Annotated in this window: 15 protein-coding genes and 1 riboswitch; of the genes, 11 read left to right on the top strand and 4 right to left on the bottom strand. The window is 56.2% G+C overall.

Annotation, left to right across the window (positions count from 1 at the left end):
• Positions 1 to 231: 231 nt before the first annotated feature.
• From JWZ98_RS12775 to cysT, 4 genes are all read right to left on the bottom strand, one after another.
• Positions 232 to 1,134, bottom strand: a complete 903-nt coding sequence (locus JWZ98_RS12775; protein WP_171695617.1) for a LysR substrate-binding domain-containing protein — start codon at positions 1,132 to 1,134, stop codon at positions 232 to 234.
• A gap of 107 nt (positions 1,135 to 1,241) precedes the next feature.
• Positions 1,242 to 2,285, bottom strand: coding sequence for a sulfate ABC transporter ATP-binding protein (locus JWZ98_RS12770; RefSeq protein ID WP_033156394.1), 1,044 nt, complete (start codon positions 2,283 to 2,285; stop codon positions 1,242 to 1,244).
• Between the two features lie 56 nt (positions 2,286 to 2,341).
• A complete protein-coding gene (cysW, locus tag JWZ98_RS12765; protein ID WP_033156393.1) occupies positions 2,342 to 3,205 on the bottom strand; it encodes a sulfate ABC transporter permease subunit CysW in 864 nt (287 codons plus the stop codon).
• A gap of 8 nt (positions 3,206 to 3,213) precedes the next feature.
• Positions 3,214 to 4,041, bottom strand: coding sequence for a sulfate ABC transporter permease subunit CysT (cysT, locus tag JWZ98_RS12760; protein ID WP_205450326.1), 828 nt, complete (start codon positions 4,039 to 4,041; stop codon positions 3,214 to 3,216).
• 310 nt (positions 4,042 to 4,351) lie between these two features.
• On the opposite strand from cysT, the gene JWZ98_RS12755 reads away from it, so the two are divergent.
• The 11 genes from JWZ98_RS12755 to atzF all read left to right on the top strand — a co-directional run bounded on the left by JWZ98_RS12755 (position 4,352) and on the right by atzF (position 25,685).
• Positions 4,352 to 4,552, top strand: coding sequence for a YezD family protein (locus tag JWZ98_RS12755; RefSeq protein ID WP_171695615.1), 201 nt, complete (start codon positions 4,352 to 4,354; stop codon positions 4,550 to 4,552).
• A gap of 119 nt (positions 4,553 to 4,671) precedes the next feature.
• Positions 4,672 to 6,180: an alginate export family protein gene (locus tag JWZ98_RS12750; RefSeq protein ID WP_205450325.1), complete on the top strand. Its 1,509-nt coding sequence runs from the start codon at positions 4,672 to 4,674 to the stop codon at positions 6,178 to 6,180.
• A gap of 115 nt (positions 6,181 to 6,295) precedes the next feature.
• Positions 6,296 to 11,383, top strand: a complete 5,088-nt coding sequence (locus tag JWZ98_RS12745; RefSeq protein WP_205450324.1) for a PAS domain S-box protein — start codon at positions 6,296 to 6,298, stop codon at positions 11,381 to 11,383.
• A gap of 1 nt (position 11,384) precedes the next feature.
• Complete coding sequence (locus JWZ98_RS12740) at positions 11,385 to 15,656, top strand: EAL domain-containing protein (RefSeq protein WP_205450323.1); 4,272 nt, start codon at positions 11,385 to 11,387, stop codon at positions 15,654 to 15,656.
• A 306-nt stretch (positions 15,657 to 15,962) separates the two neighbouring features.
• Positions 15,963 to 16,063: riboswitch (guanidine-I (ykkC/yxkD leader) on the top strand.
• Between the two features lie 62 nt (positions 16,064 to 16,125).
• On the top strand, positions 16,126 to 17,121 hold the full coding sequence (locus tag JWZ98_RS12735; RefSeq protein WP_205450322.1) for an ABC transporter substrate-binding protein: 996 nt from the start codon (positions 16,126 to 16,128) through the stop codon (positions 17,119 to 17,121).
• Positions 17,122 to 17,136: 15 nt separating this feature from the next.
• On the top strand, positions 17,137 to 17,946 hold the full coding sequence (locus JWZ98_RS12730) for an ABC transporter permease (protein ID WP_205450321.1): 810 nt from the start codon (positions 17,137 to 17,139) through the stop codon (positions 17,944 to 17,946).
• 5 nt (positions 17,947 to 17,951) lie between these two features.
• Positions 17,952 to 18,791, top strand: coding sequence for an ABC transporter ATP-binding protein (locus JWZ98_RS12725; protein WP_205450320.1), 840 nt, complete (start codon positions 17,952 to 17,954; stop codon positions 18,789 to 18,791).
• Positions 18,792 to 18,809: 18 nt separating this feature from the next.
• A complete protein-coding gene (locus JWZ98_RS12720; RefSeq protein WP_205450319.1) occupies positions 18,810 to 19,541 on the top strand; it encodes an urea amidolyase associated protein UAAP1 in 732 nt (243 codons plus the stop codon).
• Positions 19,542 to 19,566: 25 nt separating this feature from the next.
• Positions 19,567 to 20,205, top strand: coding sequence for an urea amidolyase associated protein UAAP2 (locus tag JWZ98_RS12715; protein ID WP_033156386.1), 639 nt, complete (start codon positions 19,567 to 19,569; stop codon positions 20,203 to 20,205).
• Between the two features lie 69 nt (positions 20,206 to 20,274).
• Entirely contained in the window at positions 20,275 to 23,883 is a 3,609-nt protein-coding gene (uca, locus tag JWZ98_RS12710) for an urea carboxylase (protein ID WP_205450318.1), read from the top strand.
• Positions 23,880 to 25,685 (top strand): allophanate hydrolase, encoded by a 1,806-nt coding sequence (gene atzF / locus JWZ98_RS12705; RefSeq protein ID WP_205450317.1) that lies wholly within the window; start codon positions 23,880 to 23,882, stop codon positions 25,683 to 25,685. Before uca ends, atzF begins: the two co-directional genes overlap by 4 nt.
• The last annotated feature ends 47 nt before the right edge of the window (positions 25,686 to 25,732 follow it).

Raw genomic sequence — 25,732 nt, 5'->3', positions numbered from 1 at the left:
TACTTGGTTTAAACGAAGGCTGTCAATACAGGTTCGATTGGTTCGGTTATCTGTAATGCCTATTTGAGATATATAAATCTAAAAATATGATTTACCTCGGTGCAAGGAGCTTGCGGCGGTGGTTGGGCGGTTTGTAAGTCTTTGTTTTTGCGTGAAGGATCGCAAAGTCGAATTTTTTACGGCGGTTCTTATGATAAATAGCGAAATCAAAACCGAAATTCGTGCCGGATTTTAATATTCATGCTCCTTGGCGGCTTTGGCAAGCAGCTCGTTAATGAAATATTGCAAATAAGTGGGTAGATATAATTGCTTCAAATAGGCGATTTTCGTCATCGAGCGTGGGATCAGGTGCGATAAATCCCTGGCGACCAAATCATTGTCGTTGCGCGCTTCGTAAGACGTACCGGCGATAATCCCCACGCCCAAGCCCAGTCTGACATAAGTTTTGATAATGTCCGAATCGGCGGCGGACAGCGTGATGTCCAGTTCCTTACCCGCGTTCTTAAAGGCTTTTTCGATGGTCGAACGGCCGGTATAGCCTTGCGAGTAGGTCAAAATCGGAAATGCGGCCAGCCGGCCCAGTGTCACATCGCCTTGCGCCAAGGGGTGATGGCGCGGCACTACGGCGATGTGTTGCCATTCGTAGCAGGATTTGACGACCAGTTTTTCGTCCTCGTCCAGCTTTTCGGTGCAGATGGCAATATCCGCCCGATGCTGATGGAGCTGCTCTATTAATTCTTGCGGCGACGATTGCACCATGTAAATGGTGATGCCCGGATATTTCTCCCGGAATTTTTGCACCGGCTCCGGCAGCAAGTATTTTGCTTGAGTATGGGTGGTTGCTATATGCAAGGCACCGTTGCGATTCTCCCGAAAATCGTCGGCTATCGACAGGATGTTTTTTTTGGCTTGATTGATCCTATCCACCTGTTCCATCACCTGCTCTCCCAGCGGTGTCAGGCCCAGCAGTTTTTTGCCGTGGCGTTCGTAGAGCGGCGAGCCCAATTCCTCCTCCAATAATTGTAACTGTCGGCTGGCGGCCGACTGCACGACATGCATGATTTCCGCGGCTTTGGATTGGTTGAACTGGGTGTCCTTCAGGACGCGCAATAATTCAAGCTGATTTAGATTCATATCGGTCTTTCCATGGGGTGATTTGAGCGATGGGCAACAATCGCGAACCGGGTACAAATGCCGGTACCGGGCTATGTTTGGCATAGCCCGAACTATGAGGGGTGCTGTCAATTAAACCAATGCGCTTGTTTGATATGCACCGCCACGCGGTCGCCCTTGTTTAAATTCAGTTGTTTGAAGCGTTCGTTGGGCATCTCCGCAAACAGCGTCGCACCGGAACCGTTATGTTGCGGATTGAACAGTTCGATGCGTATCGTCGCGCCCAGATGTTGCCAGTCTTTCAAAGTTACCGGCGAACCGGAGGCTTCTTCGGCTTTGACGATGTCGATATGATGCGGGCGGACGTGTGCGAAGATGCCTTGCGGTTTTTCCGCCAGAATCCCTGCGCGTTGCAGCCAGTTGCTTTCGGTTTCCGATAGATCGAAGACGTTGGTTTGCCCGATGAATTTGGAAACAAAGGCATTGGCCGGATGATCGTAAATATCGGCCGGGGCGCCTTGTTGCTCGATGCGGCCTTGATTCAATACGACGACTTGGCTGGCGACTTCCATGGCTTCTTCCTGATCGTGGGTCACAAAAATACTGGTGACATGCAACTCCTGATGCAGATTGCGCAGCCATTGCCGCAGATCTTTGCGCACGCTGGCGTCCAACGCGCCGAACGGTTCGTCCAGCAACAATACGCTGGGTTCTACGGCCAGGGCTCTAGCTAAAGCTATCCGCTGCCTTTGGCCGCCTGATAATTGATCCGGGAAGCGGTCGGCCAGCCAATCCAGTTGTACCAACTCCAACAAAGAGTGCACTTTTTTGCTGATAAAGGCTTCGGTAGGCCGTTCCTTGCGCGGCTTGACCCGCAAACCGAAGGCGATGTTGTCGAACACCGTCATATGCCGGAACAAGGCGTAATGTTGAAACACAAAACCAATCCCGCGCCGGCTGACATGTTGCTCGGTCTTGTCTTCGCCGCTGAGCAGTACCCGGCCGAAATCCGGGGTTTCCAGGCCGGCGATGATTCTGAGCAGGGTGGTCTTGCCGCAACCGGAGGGGCCCAGCAGAGCTACCAGCTCGCCTTCCGGAATTTCCAGGTTGACGTCGTACAAGGCGGCAAATTTGCCGAAGTTTTTGCTGATGTTGTTTAGCAGAATACTCATGTTTTTATCTCAATACCGGATGTTAAACGCCTCAGAATGTCGGCGTATTTTCGTCTTTAGGCTCTGGCCTGCTTCCATTCCAAAACGCTTTTCAAAACCAGCGTAACGATGGCCAGACAGGCTAATATCGAGGCGCTGGAAAAAGCGCCGATCACGTCGTAATCGTTGTAACTGACTTCCACATGCAAGGGCAGGGTATTGGTCACGCCGCGAATATGTCCGGATACCACGGACACCGCGCCGAATTCGCCCATCGCCCGGGCGTTGCACAGCAACACGCCGTACAGCAAAGCCCATTTGATATTGGGTAAAGTCACTTTAAAAAATGTCTGCCAGCCGCTGGCACCTAGCGATAGCGCCGCTTCTTCCTCCTCGTTGCCCATTTCCTGCATCAGCGGAATCAGTTCGCGCGCCACAAAAGGAAAGGTGATAAAGATGGTTGCGAGCACGATGCCGGGTACCGCGAATATCACTTTAATGTCATGCTCGGAAAACCAATGTCCGAACCAGCCTTGAGCGCCGAACATCAGCACAAAAATCAGGCCCGAAATAACCGGCGATACCGAGAATGGCAAATCGATCAAGGTGGTCAATAAGCTTTTGCCCCAAAACTCAAAACGGGTGATGGCCCAGGCGGCGGCGACGCCGAATACGGTATTCAGCGGAACCGTTATCAATGCCACCAGCAAGGTCAGTTGCATCGCGGCGATGGCATCCGGTTGCGCCAGCGCTGTCCAATAGGCTTGCCAACCTTTGGAGAAGGCCTGATACAACACCAAACCCAGCGGGACGCAGAGAAACAACACAATAAAACCTACCGCGATGCCGACCAGGCCCCAGCGCACCCAAAACGGGTCGTGTAGCGCTTTGAAGTGTGCTTGGCCGGTGGCGTCGCTAATCACATGAACATTGGCGTGCATGATGTCTCCTAAATTTGCCCGGAGCGGCGGCGCGCCCAGAGCTGCAATAAATTAACGATCAGTAGCAACAAAAACGACACTAGCAGCATCGTCAGTGCAATCGCCGTCGCCCCGGCATATTGGTACTGCTCCAGTTTGGTGATGATCAATAACGGGACGATTTCCGAGACATAAGGCAGATTGCCGGCGATAAAAATCACCGAACCGTACTCTCCCACCCCGCGGGCAAACGCCAGCGATACGCCGGTTAACAGTGCCGGAAAAATGTTGGGAAAGATCACCTGCGCAAACACTTGTAAGCGAGTAGCGCCCAGACTGGAGGCCGCTTCTTCCATCGTGGTATCAAATTCCTGCAATACCGGCTCGATGGTCCGCACCACAAAAGGAATGCCGATAAAAATCAATGCCACCACTATGCCCAGCGGCTTATAAGCTACTTGCACGCCCAATGAGCTCATCAACCATTTACCCAGCAGGCCGCTGGGCTGAAAAATGGTCGCTAATATGACGCCGGCCACCGCCGTCGGTAAGGCAAAGGGTAGATCGATTAAAGCGTCCAAGAAGCGTTTGCCGGGAAAGGGATAACGCACCAACACCCAGGCAATCACAAAACCAAACAGGCCGGCCACCAAGGCGGCTATCAGAGAGGTACCGAAACTGACCCGGAACGACGATACCACTCGATTATTGCTAATGATGTCCACATACTCGCCCCAACCCAGTTGCAAGCTCTTAAATACCAGGGTGCTCAAGGGGATCAGTACCACCAGTCCAAGGTAGAACAAGGTGTAGGCCAGTGCCGGTCGAAAGCCCGGCATGATGTTGCTTTGAGTCATGGTGTTTCTCTGGAAACAGTCAGTAGGTGCTGACAGGATAGAGAAACTTAAATGCCAACGGAAATGATATAAATTGAATTGATAATCTTTTATTTAGATAACAATCGGGCGAATTTTGGCTATTGCGGCCAGGATGGGAGGGTAAATATTCGCCATGTTATATATCCAATTAACAGATATATATTTCTGTTTATATCGTTTTCAATCGCTTTGTGGTTTTCTTACCATTTGTCCCACGGTCATTGGCGCTAATGCTGCCAAGACAAGGATTCATCAAACCACGATAACCCACCATACCTCAGGAGGCTATATGGCGATTGAACTTAACGGCCATGCATTGAAGCAAGGCGATAACAAGGAGATTGCATTGCAAATCGCGACGATTGTGCAGGATATTCGGTTTGGCTCGGTTGAAGTCGTGATTCACGACGGCCGCATCGTCCAGATCGACAAGCGCGAACGTTTTCGGCTGGGCCAGCAAAAAGATTCTGCATTAGCGGGTTCCAACTAGACTAAGGCTAACGCCGCTAAATAGTTGTTCGCTTGTTGCCACTCAGCCCAAGGACGGCGAGATGAGCAGAATCTTTTTGTGTACCGGCCATTAACTACTCTAAACCCACAGTTACCCACATGAAACGACCTTTAATTTATACAGTACGGGCAGCAGGTGCACTTGGCTTGTTGCTGGCTTGGCCGGCCCTGGTCAACGCCGAAGATTATTATGTCCCGACCAAAGGCTATCGCGTCGAACCTGCGCCAACCGATCCGCCTTTGTACGTGCGCAATTTGAGTAAAACCCAGTTCGAGCAATTTCGCGATGTGAAATGGCTGGATGTCGGGCTGGATTTTCGGACCCGCTACGAATACCGCGAAAACGACTTTAGGCCGCAACGCTCGGGCACCTCAGAGTGGCGGCCCGATGCCGATAACCTGTGGCTGCTCAGGACCCGCGCCTACGTCGGCATCAAAGAAATCCTCGATCCGTTACGCTTTGCAGTCGAAATGGAGGATGCGCGCAGTTATAACGGTTTGTACCCCAAAACCGATGCCGATGTGAACGAGTTTGAGATGATCCAGGGCTATGGTGAGTTGTATTTCGCCGATGCCTTAGGCCATAACCGGCCCCTCAGCATTCGTGCCGGCCGTATGCACTTGGAATTGCTGGATAGGCGTTTGATTGGTAACAACGAGTTCCGTAATACCACCAACAACTTCGAAGGTTATCGAGTACACTTCGGCAAGAAACAGAATGACTGGGATTTGGATACTTTTGCCTTGCAACCGGTGGAGCGCTACAAATACGAATTCGACCAACCGGATGAAGACACCTGGATCTACGGTGCCGTACTCAGCCTGAAACAATGGTCCGAGTTTGTCACCATCCAGCCTTATTTCCTGGGTCGCAAAACCGACGGTGATCCCGCCAACCGGGTGGCAGCCAATCGCAAGGCCAGTATGGATATTTATGCGCCGGGTCTTAGGGCTTATGGCTTTTTCGGCGGCGGCTTTGATTTCGATGCCGACATCAACAAGCAATTCGGACGCTTCGGTTCCTTGTCCGGGACGCGGGAGACCTTACGCCAGCACGACGCCTTGGCCTACTCTTTGGAATTAGGTTACAGCTTCGATCACGATTGGAAACCCCGCGCCAGTCTCTATTACGGCTACGGCACGGGCGATAAAAACGCCGGCGACAATATCAACCAACGCTTTGATGCCTTCTACGGCTTTAACCAACCCTGGTCGCGAAACGATTATTTCTCCTGGGACAATATCATCGCGCCGAAGGCCAGACTGGAGTTTTCGCCCTACAAAGACGTGCGTATCGATACCGGCTACAACGCTTACTGGGAGGAAAGTGCGGCCGGAGGCTGGAACCGGGCCGGCTTGCGCGATACCACGGGCCGCAGCGGGACTTTCCTGGGACACGAGTTTGATATTCGCCTGCGCCATAAACTGAATGCCTATGTGGATTGGAGCATGAGCTATGCACGATTTACCCCTGGCGACTTCACCGAAGCCAGAGCCGTAGGCGTGTCGCAAGGCGGGCAGGGCTCTTATACCAGCGAACCGAGCAATTTCTTCTACTTCGAAGTATCTTTAAACGCCTTTGGCGATGGTAAGCCTACTTACAAATAAACACTCCTGCCGGCGCGGGTGCGACAACGTTTAAGAACCCGGCCAATAAGCAGCCGGGCTATTTAAATTAGAAATCCCCCAGGCAGTCGCTATACTCTCAGCACGAGGAGGGTTTATGCGTGAAGCAATGGCGCCTGCATGGCTGAGATGGATAGCTGCTGCCGGGCTTTATATCGTAACGGCCAGATTGGCTTTGTTGTATTTCGCGCCCAATGGCAGTGCCAGTGTGTTTTTTATTGCCAGCGGGCTGGCATTGGCGGCCATTTTGCTGGGCGGCCGCCACTATCTCTGGGCAATATTCATCGGGGCCTTGGCGCTTAATCTGTGGCAAGGCAAAGCGTTATTGAGCGCGACCAGCATATCAATCGGTAGTACCTTCGGCGCCTGGTCCGGCGCTTGGTTGCTGCAGCGCATCCGCGGCTTCGACCGTTCTCTGAAAACGCTGCGCGATTATCTGGTGCTGATAAGTGTAGGCGGCGTTGTCGCTTGTTCGTTGACTGCGGCAATCGGCACGTTGACTTTGTTTGCTGGCGGATTTATCGGCGAGGAAGCTGTGCTTTCCTCGCTGCTACATTGGTGGATGGGCGATACGCTGGGCGTGATATTGGTTACGCCGCTGATTTTGGTCTGGACTAACAGTGCCTGCAAGCTGCAGGGGGCTAAAGCGTTCAGCGAAGCCATGATGATTATTGCGCTGAACTTTTTGGTGGGGCAGTTGGTGTTTCTCGACTGGTTTCACGACAGCCTCGGCGCTTACGCGAAAAGTTACTGGATATTTCTATTTGTCAGTTGGGCGGCTGTTCGTCTTGGCAGCCGCGCTACCACGCTGATTTTGGTCGTTACCGCCACACAGGCCATGTTCGGCTTGGTTTGGCGACGTTCCGGCCTGACCGATCCCAGCTTGGGCGATAATCACGAAATCAACTATTGGTTTTTCATGGTGGTGCTATCGGTAGTGGGCATGGCGTTAGCCTGCTATTTTTCCGAGCGGCAAAGGGCCTTGGAAACCTTGGCCGAAAAAGAAGATTTGCTACGCACCTTGTTAAAGGCCATGCCCGACAAAATATGGCTGAAAGATCCCGACGGCGTTTACCTGCTGTGTAACCCGAGCTTCGAACCCCTGTACGGCAAGCCTGAACAGCTTATCGTCGGCAAGACCGATTACGATTTTGTCAGCCGCGAACAAGCCGATAAATACCGCGAACAGGATGCTAAAGCCATGGCCGCCGGCGAGCCTATCCGCAATCAGGACTGGATAAGCTATGCCGACGGCAAGCATAAAGCACTCTACGAAACCATTAAAACCCCGGTTAATTCCTGCGACGGCAAATTGATCGGCGTGCTGGGCATGGCCCGAGATATTAGCCAGCTGCATGCAACGCAGATCGCCTTAAATGAGCGCATCAAGGAACAAAAATGTCTGCACGCGGTTTTTCGCGCCACCGAGGATTTAGAAAAGCCTTTGCCGGAGGTGCTACAGCGCGTTGTTGACTTGTTACCTGCCGGTTGGCTTTGTCCCGAAGCAACCGCTGCCCGCATGGAATGGGACGGCCAAAGCTATTTCAGCGGCCATTTCAAAAATTCCAGCAGCTTACTGACCGTACCCATTCAAATCGATGGTATAGCGTCCGGCAGTATCTCGGTCGCTAATCTGCAACCGCAGCCCGAGCATCCGGACGATCAGTTTTTAGGCGAAGAACGACTCTTGCTCGATGCCGTGGCGGAACGGGTGAGTAGCTTTATAAAACGCCGGATCATCGAGGAAAAAGCCAGAAATCGCGAGCGGATTTTCAGCGCCATCGTCTCGCAGGCCACCGATGCGATTACGCTAATTGACGCGGAAACTTTCGAGTTCATCGAATTCAATGATGCTGCCTGCCAACACTTGGGGTATAGCCGCGAGGAATTCGCTGGCTTGCGCCTGCCGGATATTCAGGGCGAATTCGACGCTGCCCAGGTTCGCCAGATAGCGGATGATTTCATGCAAGCCGGCGGTGCGCAATTTGATACCTTGCGCCGTCACAAGAACGGTACATTGTTGAATGTCCATGTCAGCATCAAAGTGATTGAAATCAGAGGCCGTAATTATTTGTCCCTGATTTGGTCGGACATTACGGAACGCAAGCAGATCGAGCAACAATTCCGCCACCTTTTTGATCACAACCCGGCGCCGATGTTGGTCTACGAGCGCGGAACGCTGGCCATGGTCGCGGTGAATGATGCGTTTATCCAGTTATATGGCTACAGCCAAGCGGAAATCGTCGCACTCAAACTCACCGATCTGTTCCCTGCACAGCAGCGACAAGCCATTGCAAGCTTGGCGGCCAGTCTGCGCGGTTTTGCCTATATCGGCGAGTGGCAGCATCTTCTTAAAGACGGCCGGGTAATCGACATCATCGTTCGCTCGCACGACATCCATTTTTCCGAGCGTGACTGTCGGGTGGCGGTGATTACCGACATTACCGAACTGAAACAGGCGGAAGCGGAACTGCGCAAACTGTGGCTTGCGGTGGAGCAAAGCCCCAACAGCATCGTCATCACCAATCTGCAAGCGGAAATCGAGTACGTCAATCAGCACTTTACGGCGGTCACCGGCTATAGCCGCGAGGAAGCCATCCGCCAAAATCCGCGGATCCTGCAATCCGGGCACACCGGTCAGGCCACTTACGACGAGATGTGGCATACCCTGACCCAAGGTAAAAGCTGGTCCGGTGAATTGATTAACCGCCGTAAAGACGGCAGCGAATACGTCGAATGGGCGCAGATCACGCCGGTAAGGCAAGCGGACGGTGCCGTCACTCACTATCTGGCCATTAAGGAGGACATTACCGAGAAAAAACGAGTAGAGAGCGAACTGGATTCTTATCGCCACCATCTGGAAGAGCTGGTGGCGGCGCGCACCGTAGAACTGGAACAAGCCCGGCAGGCTGCGGAAGCCGCTACGCTGGCGAAGAGCCAGTTTCTGGCCAATATGAGCCACGAAATCCGCACGCCGATGAATGCGATTTTGGGTATGTTGTATCTGGCGCTGAAGCAGGATTTACCCTCAACCTTGCACAACCATTTGACCAAGGCGCAGAGCGCCGCGCATTCGCTGTTGGGTATCATCAACGATATTCTGGACTTCTCTAAAATCGAAGCCGGTAAGCTGGAATTTGAGTCTACCGAGTTTGCGCTGGATAGAGTGCTGGAGCAACTCACCGACGCTATCGGCCTACAGGCTGAGCAAAAAGGCGTGGAGTTTTTAATTCGCTACGATGTGAATATCCCCGCCACCTTAAGAGGCGATCCGCTACGCTTAAAACAGGTGCTGCTCAACCTGTGCGGCAATGCCATCAAATTTACCGAACGCGGGGAAGTGGAATTGGCGTTCCGGATGCTCAGCAAAAAGGCTGACGCGGTGATTTTGCAGATTTCGGTTCGCGATACCGGCATCGGCATGGATCGTGAGTTGCAAGGACGTTTATTTCAGAAATTTACCCAGGCCGATCAGTCCACTACCCGGAAGTTTGGCGGCACCGGCTTGGGGTTGGCGATCAGTAAGCATCTGGTGGAACTGATGGGCGGCAGGATCTGGCTGGAAGATTCGCAACCCGGACAGGGCACGACGATTTGTTGCACGGTGCAACTGCACATTGCCCAACAGGCCGAAGCGCGTCGCCGGGAATTGCTGGATCAGACCGGATCTTTACTGAAAGGCATCCGGGTGCTGGTGGTCGACGACAACGACATTTCCCGAGAAATACTCGCGGAAATGTTGCGATTTTTTCAGTTGGACGTCAGCGTTGCCGGGGATGGCGCTACTGCGATTCGTTTACTGGAAACCGCTTCCGAGCATCCCTTCGATCTGGTGTTGATGGACTGGCGGATGCCCGGCATGAATGGCGACGAAGCGACCCGGCGGATTCATGTCGATGCGGCCATTGTGCTGCAACCTAAGGTGATCATGGTCACCGCATACGGCCGCGAAGACGTGATGTTGCTAGCACACCAAGCCGGGGTGGACGGTTTTCTGATCAAGCCGGTTTCGCCGTCGTCACTGTTGGATAGCATGCTGTCGGCATTGGGGCGCAGCGACGTCCTAGACAGGCAGGAGTCGCCGTATGCCGCCGCTCAGACGCCGCCGAATTTGCTTGGCCGCCACGTTTTATTGGTAGAAGATAACGCCATCAATCGCGAATTTGCTGTCGAATTGTTGCGCAGTATGAATATCGCGGCGGATGAGGCGGTGAACGGGGAAGAAGCGTTGGCGATGGTGCAGCGGTATCAGTACGATTGCATATTGATGGACATCCAGATGCCGGTGATGGACGGTCTGGAGGCCACGCGGCGGATTCGCGCTTTGGCCGGGCAAGCGGGGGGAGAACGCTTCGCCAGTTTGCCGATTATCGCCATGACCGCGTTGGCAATGGCCCGCGATGCCGAGGAAAGCCGGGCGGCCGGCATGAACGACCACATTACCAAACCGGTGGAACCGCAAAGCTTGTTTTCCTGTTTGGCAAAATGGCTGCCTGCCGCTTCTACCGATACGCTGGCAGAGACCTATGCGGTCAATGAAGCGCCGGCACGGGTGGTTTGTTCTCCCGAGTTATTGGGCCTGCAAAGTTTGCAAGTCAGCGAGGGTATTCGCCGCATCGGCGGAAAGGAAGCGGCTTACCGTAAACAACTCAGACGGTTTCGCGAACATTACGCCAACGCAGTAGACGAATTACAGCGTATATTGCAAACCGATAATCTCACGGCCGCTGAAAATTATTGTCATTCCTTGAAAGGCGTAGCCGGCAATATCGGCGCCAATGCGTTTTACGAGTGCATTGCCGGCATCGATGCCGGGCTTAAACAACAGCAACGGCCTGCCGCGGAACACATTGAGCAGCTGCGCGACTTATTGCAACAAGTGATGACCGACATCGATAGTCTTACCCCGCCGCCGACGCCGGCCGCATTGCCGGCACAACCGCTATCGGTCGAGGCCATAAGCGCTAAAATTACCCGCTTAATGGCTGTATTGGAAAGCGATTTAGGCGCAGCCGAAGCGTTAATCGGCGATTTACGCAAGGGTACGGCCGGAAGCGAGTTCGAAGCCGATTTCGAGGCGATTGCCGCCGAGGTCGATGCGTTTAACATAGATCAAGCCATCGCTATGTTGGTGGCGGTGCAACAACGCCTGCTGGCTGGGCCATCATTAGAGCAGCGAGATTAACATGTCCCAGACGAATAACAGCAAACCGAGTATTTTGATCGTCGATGACGTCAACGAAAATCTGCATGCTTTATTGAGCATTCTGCGCGAAGACTACGCCATTCTCGCCGCGACCAACGGCGAAAAAGCCCTGGAACTGGCGGTGCGCGCCCCAGGTCCGGACCTAGTATTGCTTGACATCAAAATGCCGGGCATGGACGGTTACGAAGTGTTGCGGCGGCTGAAGACCGATCCTATGACGGCCGATATTCCGGTCATCTTCGTCACGGCCCTGTCGGAATCGGCCGACGAGGCCGCCGGCCTTAAATTGGGTGCCGCCGATTACATCACCAAACCGATCAATCCCGATCTACTGAAACAGCGGATACTGACGCAACTGGAATTGCGCCAATATCGCCGCAAGCCACTAATTTCCTTGAACGAACAGATGTTGATCAGAGCGGAGCGGCCGGCACTGCTGCTGGTTGACGATATGCCGGAGAATATCCATGAATTGGCCGAGGCGCTGAAGGAGGAATACCGCATCCTGGTAGCCAACAACGGCCGCAAGGCGGTGGAAATAGTGTTGGGCTCCCATCCGCCCGACGTGGTGCTGCTGGACATCCTGATGCCGGAAATGGACGGGTATGAAGTGTGCCGGCGTATCAAGGCCACAGCCGTAGGCACCCGGATTCCGGTGTTATTCGTCAGCGTGGTGGACAAAACGGTGGACAAAGTGCGCGGCTTCTCGATTGGTGCCGCCGACTACATCACCAAGCCCTTTGACATCGACGAAGTGCGGGCGCGGATACGCACGCATTTGGAACTTAGCCGCTTGAATCATCATTTCGAGCAGTTGATTGAGCTGCACACCGCCGAGTTACAACACTTGGATTCCATCGTCTGCCGGTCTCCGGTGGTCGCGATAACCTGGCGCAACGCCGAGGATTGGCCGGTGAGTTACGTCAGTGCCAATATCGCGGATTGGGGTTATCGTCCGGAGGATTTGCGCTTGGGCAAAGTGAAGTATCTGGATTTGCTTCCGCCCGAAGACCGGTTTCGGGTCGAAGCCGAAGTCGCTCAACACATTGCCCATGGTCCGGACGAATATCATCAGGAATACCGCTTATTGCACGGCGACGGCCATTGGATATGGATTGATGAATTTACCCGGCTAAGCCGCAACGAGCAGGGCGAAGTGGAATCCTTCGACGGTTTGCTGAATAACATCACCGCCCGCGTCGAAGCCGAGCTGGCTTTGCGGGAGCGGGAGCATCAATTACGGGTGATGGGCGATAATCTGCCGGACGGCTATGTGTATCGTTACCGAATCTGGCAGGACGGGCGGACCGCTCTGCAATACATTAGCGCCGGGGTGGAGAAACTGCACGGGCTGAAGCCCGCGCAACTGATCGAAGACATCAATCCGTTCTTTGCGCAAATGGCGCCTGAGTCGCTTCAGCAATACCGGGAAGAGGAAGCCGAATGTCTCAGGGAATTAAAAGTCTATAAAGGCAGCGTGTTATTCAATCCGCCAAGCGGCCGCCAGTGCTGGATTGCATTTCGGTCCAGCCCAAAACGGCAAGCCGATGGCAGCGTGGTTTGGGATGGTGTGGGCGTTGATGTCACTCAGCGTATAGAGAACGAACAAAAGCTGATTTTACAGGCCCGGCGTGCGCAAGCTTTGTTGGAACTGCCAAAGGCGTCGGAAGACTTGAACGAGGCGGAATTCATCCGGCGCGGCATGCTTCTGGCGGAAGAGCTAACTGCCAGCCAAATGGCTTTTGTATACTTTATCAATCCTGACGAAGACTGTATGGAACCGGTGGCCGAGTCTCGAGCGCGGCAGGAACCACGTGGGAAAACCGTCGCGGACAGCCGTATTCTTCTCAGCCAAGCCGGTATCTTGGGTGAGTCCGTCAAAAACCGCCAACCGGCGGTTTTCAATAATATACCGGTCCATCTCCCTAAAGAGTTTGTCGTAACCGCCAATACAGAAGCCTTTCCCCGGCTTCCTGCTGCTGGTTTTTCCGATGCGCAGCCTGAATTGCGTCGGCTGATTTCCGTGCCGGTGATCGAGAATGGCAAAGTGGTGATGCTAACCGGTGTGGCGAACAAAGCGACCGACTATACCGAGCTGGATGTCGAAACCGTTCAGCTCATCTCGAACGCCCTGTGGCGCATCGTGCAACGCCAGCGCGTCGAGAAAAAAGCCGCCCGTTTCAGCCAGGTGTTGGCGCGATCCACCAATGAAATCCATATTTTCGATAGCCAGACCCTGCGGTTTATTGATGTGAACCAGGGTGGGCGGGACAATCTGGGTTATTCAACACAAGAGCTTGAACGGATGACGCCGTTGGATATTAACCCTGAGCTAAATGAGGAGGCCTTTGAACAGCTGTGCGCGCCTTTGCGGGCGGGTAGCAAGAGCCGCTGCGATTTCTCAACGATACACCGGCGTAAAGACGGTAGCGAGTATCCGGTTGAAGTTCATCTGGAATTAATCGATGACCAGCCCCCGTTATTTGTGGCCATCATTAACGATATGACGGAAACTCGGCAAATGCAGGAGCGCATCGTGCAATTATCGCGGTACGATCCGGTTACCGGTTTGCCGAATCAATTTTTCTTCGAAGACTTGCTGGCCGCCGCCATCGCGCAAGCCGAGCATCAGCAGCACGATATTGCCGTATTGCGTTTGGATATTGAAAATTTCCATACGATTGATGACACCTACGGTTACGAAATCGGCGATCAAACGCTGAAAATCATTGCCAACCGCTTGGTCAAGGCCGCCGGCAGCGAGGGCCTTGTCACCCGGATGGCCAAGGACAATTTTAATATTGCCTGTTCGGATATCGATAGCCCATCGGCAGCCGAACAATTTGCTGAAGCCCTGCGGGCGGCTGTGACGGAATCGGTGGTGCTGGCCCAGCATGAAATTCATCTGGAAGCCAAGATCGGTATCAGTTTTTATCCCTCAGATGCGAAAACAGCCAGCGAGTTGGTGCAGCGCGCCGGGATTGCTTTAAATCACGCCAAAGCCGACAAGGTGTCCAGTTTTCGTTTCTTCAAGCAAGACATGAATGAGCGGTTACTGGCCAGAATCGCACTAACCAACGACATGCGCCACGCTATCGAGCGTGAACAATTTGAGCTTTATTACCAGCCTCAAGTCGATCTTGCCAGCGGAAAAATCATTGGTTTGGAAGCCTTGGTACGCTGGAATCATCCCGTGCAAGGTTTTATGCCGCCGAATAAATTTATCCCTTTGGCGGAAGAGTCCGGCTTGATCGTGCCTTTGGGGGATTGGATTCTCAAACGCGCCGTATCGCAAGCCAAGGAATGGCGGGATGCCGGGCTAATCCCTGAAGGCTTTACCGTTGCTGTGAACGTCTCTGCCATACAAATGCAGGCGGGTGGCTTGGTCGATTTGCTAAAGCAGTTATTTGCTGATACCGATTTGCCGGCCCGTTATATTGAATTGGAACTCACCGAAAGTTTGTTGATGACGAATGTAAGCGAGACCCTGACGCTGCTGAAACAGCTGAAGGACCTGAGCATTCAGCTGTCGATTGACGATTTCGGCACCGGCTATTCGTCGCTTTCCTACCTCAAACAATTTTCGGTGGACAAGCTCAAGATAGACAAAAGCTTTATCGACAATGTCATCACCGATGCCAACGATGCGGTGATTGTGCAAGCCACCATCGCGATGGCGCACAGCATGGGCCTCGCCGTCATCGCGGAAGGGGTGGAAACCCAGGGGCAAACCACTTACCTGAGAAGGCTGCGCTGTGATCAGCTACAGGGCTATTATTTCAGCCGGCCCTTGCCCAGCGCTGGGATTCGGCAGTTATTGCAGGCTGGAACACTACTGCGATTCCCCTCGGATGAACAAAAACCGCAGGTGCTTATCGTGGATGACGAACCCTATATCATGTCGGCGCTGAAGCGCTGCTTGTGGCGGGATGATTATGAAATTTTGACGGCCGGCAGTGGTGGAGAAGCACTAGAGTTATTGGCCAATCATCCTGTCATGGTGATTATTTGCGATCAACGCATGCCCGATATGACCGGTACGGAGTTTTTGTCGCGCGTTAAAATCATGCACCCGCGAACGGTGCGAATGATTATTTCCGGCTATGCCGATTTAAACACTATCACTGAGGCCGTTAACAAAGGCGAAATATACAAATTCCACAAAAAGCCTTGGGACGACGATGAATTACGCAACGACGTTCGGGAAGGCATCGCGCGTTATTACGCCTCTGAAAACATCCGGTCATTGTAGAGGCTTGCAATCGGCGATTTTGTGTCATCCGGCAAAGGGAAATACGACATCTTTGCTGGGCAAGATGTTGTTTAAAACAAGGCCTTTCGCAAACCGGCCAAAACGCCAATAAGCAAGCTTAATTAGAATTTTGTGCACCAAGTTGGATCTGATTTTATTTTTGCTTGCACCACTAAAACGCAAAACGCTGGATTTTGCAGGCGGTGCTATTTTATATATTATTGATTTATATATAAATTTATGTATGGCATACAGCTTGCTGTATAGAACTACAACACGTGAGGCGCGATCATAAAAGCGCCTTAACAAAATGGTGACTAGGGTTCCGGCTCAATTTTGGGCGTCAGCGACCGAGAGTTGCCGGCTTCTTTCGGGGAGCTACACGGCGGGATAAAAGCCCGGGAGGTCAGACGGTTTTATAAACCGGTCCGCCTCTACGTGTAGCTTTTCAACCCGACTGGAGCTACTCATGACATCTACTTCCTCCCACTGCCTGTCCCGATTAATTGCGCTTGTCCTTGCTGCGGCATTGTTTTGCTTGTCTAAACCGGCTGCCGCTGAGGTAAAGGTTGGGGTCAGCGATTGGCCTGGCTGGGTGGCCTGGTACGTCGCCGAACACAAGGGCTACTTCAAAAAGTACGGCGCCAAGGTCAAACTGGTTTGGTTTGCCAATTACACCGACTCGATCTCGGCCTTGTCCGCCGGCCAGTTGGACGCCAACTGTCAGACCTGGTCCGACACCATGGCACCGCTGAGCAAAAACATACCGGTCAAAGCCATTCTGGTCAACGACAATTCCGACGGCAACGACGCCTTGATGGTCAATCCCGCCATCAAAAGCTTCGCCGACCTGAAAGGCAAAACCGTCGCCCTCGAACAATATTCGATTTCCCACTTCGTGCTCGCCACCGCGCTGAGCAAGAACGGCCTGAGTTTCGACGACATCAAAACGGTAAACCTGTCGGCCGGCGACGCGGCGGCGGCATTCTTGAGTGGCCGGGTCGATGCGACCGTGGTGTGGAATCCCTGGGTCAACAATATCCAGGCCAGCGGCAAAGGTACGGCCTTATTCACCTCCAAAGACATGCCCGGCTTGATCCCGGATTTACTGGTGGCTAGGGTGAAAGCCATCGAGACCCACCGCGCCGAGTTGGTCGGCATGATCAAAGCCTGGCAGGACACTCAACAGTTTATTCGCGAGCAGCCCGACCAAGCCGTTGCCGTCATGGCCAAAGTAGTCGGTATGAAACCGGACGCCTACAAAGTGTTTCTGCCCGGCACCCGCTTCTTCACATTGGAAGACAACCTGAAAGCCTTGGGACCGGCCAGCGAACCGGCGTCGTTGGCAGCAGTGGGTCCAACCATCGCCGCCTTTTTGAAAGACAACCGTTTGATAGAAAACGTGCCGGATTTGGCGGTCGGCGTCGATGCTTCATTGGTGGCCGAAGCGCTCGCCGCTCATTAGTTCGGGGTGGCGACGATGACTGGCAACTTAAATCCGCGCCGACCATTGTGGGCGATACGCGGCAGTTTGGAACGGCGTACGCATTGGCTGATTGCAATCAGCGGTTTGCTGTCGGCGCTGCTGGCTTGGTGGTGGGCCTCTGTCGGCGGCGCGATAGACCCCGTGTTTCTACCGACGCCGCCTTTGGTGTTGGACAGCGCCTGGGCATGGCTGCGCGACGGCGATTTGCTCGGAGACGTCGCCATCAGCGTTTACCGGGTGGTGGCCGGGTTTTTATTGTCGGCAGTGTTGGCGTTGCCGTTGGGCGTGCTGGTCGGCACTTATGCGCCGGTCAAAGCCCTGTTCGAACCCTTGACCGACTTCATCCGCTACATGCCGGCGGCCGCCTTCATCCCGTTGGTGATGCTGTGGGTCGGCATCGACGAGGGTGCCAAGATCGCGATTATCTTCATCGGCACCTTCTTTCAAATGCTGCTGATGATCGCCGAGGACGTGCGGCGGGTGCCGATGGAGCAAATCGAAGCGGCGCAGACCATGGGCGCCGACCGCGACGAAATCGTGATGCGGGTGATCATGCCGTCGGCCAAACCGGCCATTCTGGACACCCTTCGGGTGACGATGGGCTGGGCCTGGACGTATCTGGTGGTGGCCGAGCTGGTGGCGGCCAACTCCGGACTGGGCTTTGCGGTGCTGAAGGCGCAACGCTTTTTGCAAACCGACAAAATCTTCGCCGGCATCATTTTGATCGGACTGTTCGGGCTGGCTACCGACCAATGCTTCCGCTGGGCGCATCGCCGCAGCTTCCCTTGGCTGTACCGGAGATAGCGCCGATGACGAATCCCATCATTCAGATCCGCCAATTGCAAAAACGCTTTGTCGCCAACGGCGCGGACATCGTCGCCTTGCAGGATGCCGATCTCGACCTTGCGCCCGGCGAATTCGTCACGCTGGTCGGCGCGTCCGGCTGCGGTAAATCGACCTTGTTGCGCATCGTCGGCGGCCTGGAGCCGGCCAGCGGAGGCAGCGTCAGCGTCGATGGCGCTGCAATCGCCGGCCCCGGCATCGACCGGGCCATGGTGTTCCAGCATTACAGCTTGTATCCGTGGTTGAGCGTGACCGACAACATCAAGTTCTGCCGGCAATTGAAAGTGCACCGCGACGTATCGACGCTGAGCGACGTCGAGTCGGCCGAAGGCCGTGCCGACGCCCTGATCCGCTTGATGGGGCTGAGCCACGTCGCCGACGCCTATCCGAATCAATTGTCCGGCGGCATGCAGCAGCGGGTGGCGATTGCCAGGGCCTTGATGGCGCGGCCGCGCATCCTGCTGATGGACGAGCCGTTCGGCGCGCTGGACGCCCAGACCCGCGAGGTCATGCACGATCTGATTCTGCACGTTTCCATCCTGGAAAAAACCACGGTGCTGTTCGTTACCCACGATGTGGAAGAAGCGATTTATCTGGCGCACCGGGTGGTGTTGATGGCGCCGCGGCCGGGACGCATCGCCGCGGTCCACACCGTGCCGTTGCCGGACCACCGCGACCAGGACATGAAGCAGACCCCGGACTTCATTGCCTTAAAAAAACAAATTTTGGCCGGCATCCGCGACACGTCCGGCATGCAGACCGACTATGAACTGCTCGAGCGCCTGGGTCAGGTTCCGGCGCCGTAAATCTATTAGGAGACCAATATGACTTTAGCTGCAATTAATCCCGCAGACCTGCTTTGGAGCGAGACTTTGCCGGGCGGCGCCCATACCTCGTTTCGGATGCGGCGCGGCAACCGGCTGCGCCTGATCGACTGCGAAGGTGGCGCCAACTTGTCGGCTTTGTTCGTCAATGACGACGAACGCAGCGAACGCTACAACATGGCGGACACTTTAAAAGCGCAACACACGTTTCATCTGACTGAAGGCTTTGTCTGCTATTCCGACATGGGCCGGGTGTTGTGCTCGCTTACCGCTGACACATTGGGCTGGCACGACACCGTATGCGGCGTGTCCGATGCCGCGCAAGTGTCGGCCAAATACGGCACGGCCAGCTACCAAAGCCATCGCAATGCGATGTACCGCAACGGCCGCGACAGCTTGTTGATCGAACTGGAGAAATGGGGGCTGGGCAAGCGCGACTTGGTCGGCAACGTCAATTTCTTCAGCAAGATAGCAGCCGACGCGGACGGCAACCTGCAATTTCAGGTGGGCCATTCCGCTCCAGGCAGCCAAGTCGAATTGCGCTTCGAAATGAACACGCTGGTGCTGCTGAGCAGTTGCCCGCATCCCTTGGACCCCAATCCGCATTACCAGCCCAAACCGGTGCTGTTAGAAGCCTATCGGGGCGCCTCGCCGGACCAACACGACAAATGCCGCAATTTCCGCCCGGAAAACGGCCGCGGCTTCAGCAATACCGAACGCTATTTTCTGTAATCACCGATCTAACGAGGACGAAACCATGCCCATCGTCGAGAGCACGCTCGATCCGAGCAACGCCATTTACGATTACACCTTGCCGGCCGGCGAGCCCTGGCTGCATACCATCAAGCACGGCCAGACCTTCCGCATCCTGGATTTGGAAGGCAACCAGGCGGTCGATACGCTGTTTTACAGTGCCGCCGACCATGAAGAACGCTATAGCGCCAGCGACACGATACGCCACCAGGGCAATCTGTACCTGAGCGCCGGCTCCAAATTGATGTCCGGCGAGGGTAACGTGCTGCTGACCATCGTCGCCGACACCTGCGGCCGCCACGACACCTTGGGCGGTGCCTGTGCCGCCGAAAGCAATACGGTGCGCTATGCCCTGGACAAAAAGCACATGCACAGCTGCCGCGACAGTTTTCTATTGGCCATCGGTCACGCCGACTGCGGTCTGGCCAAGCGCGACATCGCCAGCAACATCAATTTTTTTATGAACGTGCCGGTCACGGCCGACGGTCAGCTGACCTTTGCCGACGGCATTTCCGCGCCAGGCAAGTATGTGGAAATGCGGGCGGAGATGGACGTGATCGCGCTGATTTCCAATTGTCCGCAGTTGAACAACCCGTGTAACGCCTACAACCCGACGCCGGTGCGCCTGCTGATCTGGGATTGACCCTTAATCCGCGCCGGGACGGCCCGGCGCCGGTATGTCAAGGCGGGACGGCCCGCCAAACGAGGATTCATGTTTAACAAGGTATTGATCGCCAATCGCGGCGAAATCGCCTGCCGCATCATCCGGACTTTAAAGGAATTGGGTATAGCCAGTGTCGCGGTGTATTCCGAAGCCGACGCCCATGCCCGCCACGTCCAGGAAGCCGACGAAGCGGTATGTGTCGGCGGAGCGGCGGCGGCCGACAGCTATTTGCGCAGTGAGCGAATTCTTGAAGCAGCGGTGGCAACGGGTGCCCAGGCCATCCATCCCGGCTACGGTTTTCTGAGCGAAAACGCCGAGTTCGCCGAGCAATGCGCTGCGGCCGGCATTGTTTTCATCGGCCCGACGCCGGAACAATTGCGGCGCTTTGGTTTGAAGCACACTGCCCGCGAAATCGCCAAAACCTGCGGCGTGCCGTTACTACCGGGCACAGGCTTGCTGGCGGACATCGATCAGGCCGTAGCGTCGGCAGCCGCAATCGGCTACCCGTTGATGCTGAAAAGCACCGCCGGCGGCGGCGGTATCGGCATGCGCTTGTGCCGCAACGACACGGAACTGCAAGAGGCCTTTACCGTCGTGCAGCGCTTGAGCGCGGCCAATTTTAAAGACAGCGGCCTGTATCTGGAGAAGTTCATCGAACGCGCCCGCCATATCGAGGTGCAGATTTTCGGCGACGGCGCCGGGCGGGTGATCCATTTGGGCGAGCGCGATTGTTCGGTACAGCGCCGCAACCAGAAAGTAATCGAGGAAACCCCGGCGCCGGGCCTCAGCGAGGCGACGCGAGAAGCGCTTTATCGCCATGCCCTGGCGCTGGCCGAGGCGGTAAATTACCGTTCCGTCGGCACCGTCGAATTCGTTTACGACCAGGACAGCGGCGAATTTTATTTCCTGGAGGTCAACACTCGGCTGCAAGTCGAACACGGCGTGACCGAACAAGTCACCGGCACCGATCTGGTCGAGTGGATGCTGTGGCTGGCGGCCGGCGACAGCACGTTCCTGGATCAGTATCGGCACGCGCCGCAGGGTTGGGCTATGCAGGTCAGGGTGTACGCCGAAGACCCGAACAAGAACTTCCAGCCCTCGGCCGGCCTGTTGAGCGAGTGCCGTTTTCCGGTCGGCGTCCGGGTCGACCACTGGCTGGAGAACGGCCTGGAAGTCACGCCTTATTACGACCCTTTGCTGGCCAAAGTCATCGTTCACGCCGGCGACCGCGAACAGGCGCTGGCGCAAATGGATGCGGCCTTGGCCGAAACTCGCCTATACGGCATCGAAACCAATCTGGTCTATTTGCGGCAGATCGTCGCCGACGAGGTGTTCCGCAGCGGTCGCCAGATTACCGCTTATCTGGCCGGACTGACTTACCTTCCGCGCACCCTGGACGTGCTGGAAGCCGGCACGCAAAGCATGATCCAGGATTATCCTGGCCGCCTGGGTTATTGGGACGTCGGCGTGCCGCCGTCCGGGCCGATGGATATGCTGGCCTTTCGCTTGGCGAACCGGATTTTGGGCAACCCGGAACACGCGGCCGGGCTGGAAATGGCGATTAACGGCCCCAGCCTGCGCTTCAATTTCGCTACCCGCATCGTGTTGACCGGCGCGACGATGACGGCCGAATTGAACGGCCAGGCCGTCGCATTCTGGCAAGCCATAACAGTATCCGCCGGTGACGTGTTGAAACTGGGCACTATCGCCGGCCAGGGTTGCCGCGCTTACCTGGCGATCCAAGGCGGCTTCGACGTGCCGGAATATCTGGGCAGCCGCGCCACATTCACGCTGGGCCAATTCGGCGGCCATGGCGGCCGGGTGCTGCGGGTCGGCGACGTGTTGCCGGTCGTAACGGAAGCTGCCATGACCGAGGAAGTTGTGCCGAATTCGGCCGCGCTACCGGTTTATTCGGAGCACTGGCAGATCGGCGTGCTGTACGGCCCGCACGGCGCGCCGGACTTTTTTACCGACGAGGACATAGACGAATTTTTCGCGACCGACTGGGAGGTGCATTACAACTCCAACCGCACCGGCATCCGTCTGATCGGCCCGAAACCGCGCTGGGCGCGCAGCGACGGCGGCGAAGCCGGTCTGCACCCATCCAACATTCACGACAACGCCTACGCCATCGGCGCGGTGGATTTCACCGGCGACATGCCGGTCATTCTCGGCCCGGACGGCCCGAGTCTGGGCGGTTTTGTCTGCCCGGCTACCGTGGTCGCGGCCGAATTGTGGAAGCTGGGCCAATTGAAGCCCGGCAATAGCGTGCGTTTCATCCGCTTGAACCGCGCACAAGCGGCGAAACTGGATGCCCAGATCGAGCAAGCCTTGGCCGACCCGGCTCATGCCGCGTTACCGGAACTGCCGGCACCACCCGATTTTGCGGAAAGCTGCATCCTTGTTCAGGTGCCGGCCAACACCGATCAGGTTGCAGTGACCTATCGCCAAGCCGGCGACCGCAATCTGCTGGTCGAATACGGTCCGCTGGTACTGGACATCAATCTGCGCTTTCGAGTACATGCCTTGATGACCTGGCTGCAACAACGCAGCATCGCCGGCATCGTCGACCTGACGCCGGGTATCCGCTCCTTGCAGGTACATTACGACCGACGTTTGAAACTGGACGAACTGATGCGGATTCTAGAGCAAGCCGAAGCCGAGTTGCCGGCCATCGAGGACATGGAAGTGCCGACCCGCATCGTCTATCTGCCGCTGTCCTGGGACGACCCGTCCACCCAACTGGCCATCGAAAAATACATGCAGTCGGTGCGCAAGGATGCGCCGTGGTGCCCGAGCAATATCGAATTTATCCGCCGCATCAACGGTCTGGACAGCATAGAGCAGGTCAAGGACATCCTGTTCAACGCCAGCTACCTGGTGATGGGTTTGGGCGACGTCTACCTCGGCGCGCCGGTGGCCACGCCTATCGATCCGCGCCACCGCTTGGTAACGACCAAATACAACCCGGCCCGCACCTGGACCCCGGAGAACGCGGTCGGCATCGGCGGCGCTTATCTGTGCGTGTACGGCATGGAAGGCCCGGGCGGCTACCAGTTCGTCGGCCGTACCGTGCCGATGTGGAACCGCTACCGGCAAACCGCCGATTTTCGCGACGGCAAGCCTTGGTTGCTGCGCTTTTTCGATCAGATTCGCTTCTTCCCGGTATCCGCGGAGGAATTGCTGCGTTACCGGCAGGACGTGATCAGCGGCAAGGTCAAACTGGATATCCGCGAGGAAACCTTCAGCCTGCGCCAATACAACGACTTTCTGCGCCAAAACGCCGATGAGATCGCCGCCTGCAAACAGCGCCAGCAGGCGGCCTTCGACGCCGAACGCGAACGCTGGGCGCAAGCCGGGCAAGTGTACGCGGACGACCAGGCGGTCGCGGCGGCGGCCATCGATACCGAGCTGGATTTGCCGGCCGGCGCCAGGGCCGTTGCCAGCCATATCGCCGGCAACGTCTGGCAAGTACTGGTCCAGGCCGGCGATAGCGTCAAGCAAGGCGACGCCTTGGTGGTGGTCGAATCGATGAAAATGGAATTTCCGGTAACGGCACCGGCAGACGGCACGGTCTGGAAAGTGTTTTGCAACGAAGGTGCTCAAATCAGCGCCGGCCAGGATTTGCTGGTGCTGCTGGCCGGGGAGGACGCATGAAGACCTGGAGCGAATTGCCGGAGGTACTCAGCATCGCCAGCCTCAGCCAAGCTTACAAGGACGGCGCGCTGACGCCGACGGCGCTGGTCGAAATGCTCTGGCAGCGACTGGAATCGGCGCCGCAGCGCGGCGTCTGGATCAGCCGCTTGCCGTTCGAACGGCTGTTGGCTTATGCCGAGGTGCTGGCGGACCAGTCGCCTCAAGACTTGCCGTTGTACGGCATTCCGTTTGCGATTAAGGACAATATCGATCTGGTCGATTTGCCGACGACTGCGGCTTGCCCGGCCTATGCCTTCCAGCCCGAGCAATCGGCGTTCGTGGTGCGGCAATTGATCGCTGCCGGGGCGATTCCGGTCGGCAAGACTAATCTGGACCAATTCGCGACCGGCTTGGTCGGCACCCGCTCGCCCTATGGCGTGTGCCGCAACAGCTTCGATCCGGCTTACATCGCCGGCGGCTCCAGCTCGGGTTCGGCGGTTGCGGTGGCGACCGGTCTGGCCAGCTTTGCGTTGGGCACCGACACCGCCGGCTCCGGTCGGGTGCCGGCGGCGTTCAATAATCTGGTCGGCGTCAAGCCGACGCGGGGCTTGTTAAGCACGTCGGGCGTGGTGCCGGCCTGCCGTAGCCTGGATTGTCTGTCGATCTTCGCGTTGACGGCCGCCGACGCCGAGCAAGTAATGCGGGTCGCCAACGTTTACGACCCGGAAGACGCCTATAACCGCCCGGATCAGCCCTTGCCGGTGCCGCCGGGCTTTGCTAGCCGTTTCCGTTTCGGTGTGCCGAAACCGGAGCAACTGCAATTTTTCGGCGACGCCGCCAGCGCATTATTTGCCGAGGCGGTTGCGGAGCTGGTCGGGCAAGGCGGCAGCGCCGTCGAAGTCGACATTCAGCCCTTGCTGGATGCCGCCGGCTTGCTGTATGCCGGCCCCTGGCTAGCCGAGCGTTATCTGGTGGTCGGCGAACTGTTGCAAAACCAGCCCGAAGCCTTATTCCCGGTTACCCGGGATATTTTGGCCAACGGCGCGAACTTGTCGGCCGCCGACGCCTGGCGCGCGTTTTACCGCTTGCAGGCTTTGAAGCGGCAAAGCGATGCGCTCTGGCGACAGATCGACGTGCTGGTCACGCCGACCACCGGCACCATCTACCCGATTGCCGCCGTCGAAGCCGAACCGCTCGAATTGAACAGCCGCTTGGGCTATTACACCAATTTCATGAATCTGCTAGACCTCAGCGCCATCGCGCTGCCGGCGGGTTTTCGCGGTAATGGCCTGCCGTTCGGCATCACCTTGTGCGCGCCGGCCTTTGCCGACCGGGCATTGCTGACGTTAGCGAAATGGCGCGAGCAATCGGCGCCGCATCGGTTGGGCGTCTCCCAAATCTTAAGCGCCGAATGTCCGGCAGCGAACAGCGACGATTCGTCCGGCTTCGTCCGGGTCGCGGTGTGCGGCGCGCATCTGTCCGGTTTGCCGCTAAACCCTCTGTTGACCGGTCGCGGCGGCGTGTTGCTGCAACGCACGTTGACCGCGCCGACCTACCGGCTGTACGCATTGCCGGACGGCAAGCGGCCGGGCATGGTGCGCGCCGAACCCGGCGCGGCGATTGCCGTCGAGGTGTGGGCCTTACCGGTCAGCCGTTACGGCGAATTCGTCGCCGAAATCCCGCCGCCCTTGGGTATCGGCAGCGTGCAATTGCAGGACGGCACTAGCGTGCAGGGCTTTGTCTGCGAAGCGGCCGCCGTAAGCGAGGCACTGGACATTACCGATTACGGCGGCTGGCGCGCCTATCTTGCGCGCCCCGACTAAACCGCCGGTTTTAGCCGTTTAAATTTTCATAACCCCAACCATTTAAG

It is taken from the genome of Methylomonas sp. EFPC1 (assembly GCF_016925515.1).
GTDB classification, from domain to species: Bacteria; Pseudomonadota; Gammaproteobacteria; order Methylococcales; family Methylomonadaceae; genus Methylomonas; species Methylomonas defluvii.
This window is presented reverse-complemented; position numbering and strand designations above follow the sequence as displayed.

Bases quoted from the DNA above. Each gene is read 5' to 3' on its own strand.
- JWZ98_RS12715 (WP_033156386.1), top strand. From the start codon at position 19,567: ATGCCCATCGTCGAGAGCACGCTCGATCCGAGCAACGCCATTTACGAT.
- JWZ98_RS12720 (WP_205450319.1), top strand. From the start codon at position 18,810: ATGACTTTAGCTGCAATTAATCCCGCAGACCTGCTTTGGAGCGAGACT.
- JWZ98_RS12740 (WP_205450323.1), top strand. From the start codon at position 11,385: ATGTCCCAGACGAATAACAGCAAACCGAGTATTTTGATCGTCGATGAC.
- JWZ98_RS12755 (WP_171695615.1), top strand. From the start codon at position 4,352: ATGGCGATTGAACTTAACGGCCATGCATTGAAGCAAGGCGATAACAAG.
- JWZ98_RS12745 (WP_205450324.1), top strand. From the start codon at position 6,296: ATGCGTGAAGCAATGGCGCCTGCATGGCTGAGATGGATAGCTGCTGCC.
- JWZ98_RS12735 (WP_205450322.1), top strand. From the start codon at position 16,126: ATGACATCTACTTCCTCCCACTGCCTGTCCCGATTAATTGCGCTTGTC.
- JWZ98_RS12750 (WP_205450325.1), top strand. From the start codon at position 4,672: ATGAAACGACCTTTAATTTATACAGTACGGGCAGCAGGTGCACTTGGC.
- cysW (WP_033156393.1), bottom strand. From the start codon at position 3,205: ATGCACGCCAATGTTCATGTGATTAGCGACGCCACCGGCCAAGCACAC.
- atzF (WP_205450317.1), top strand. From the start codon at position 23,880: ATGAAGACCTGGAGCGAATTGCCGGAGGTACTCAGCATCGCCAGCCTC.
- JWZ98_RS12725 (WP_205450320.1), top strand. From the start codon at position 17,952: ATGACGAATCCCATCATTCAGATCCGCCAATTGCAAAAACGCTTTGTC.
- JWZ98_RS12770 (WP_033156394.1), bottom strand. From the start codon at position 2,285: ATGAGTATTCTGCTAAACAACATCAGCAAAAACTTCGGCAAATTTGCC.
- JWZ98_RS12730 (WP_205450321.1), top strand. From the start codon at position 17,137: ATGACTGGCAACTTAAATCCGCGCCGACCATTGTGGGCGATACGCGGC.
- JWZ98_RS12775 (WP_171695617.1), bottom strand. From the start codon at position 1,134: ATGAATCTAAATCAGCTTGAATTATTGCGCGTCCTGAAGGACACCCAG.
- cysT (WP_205450326.1), bottom strand. From the start codon at position 4,041: ATGACTCAAAGCAACATCATGCCGGGCTTTCGACCGGCACTGGCCTAC.
- uca (WP_205450318.1), top strand. From the start codon at position 20,275: ATGTTTAACAAGGTATTGATCGCCAATCGCGGCGAAATCGCCTGCCGC.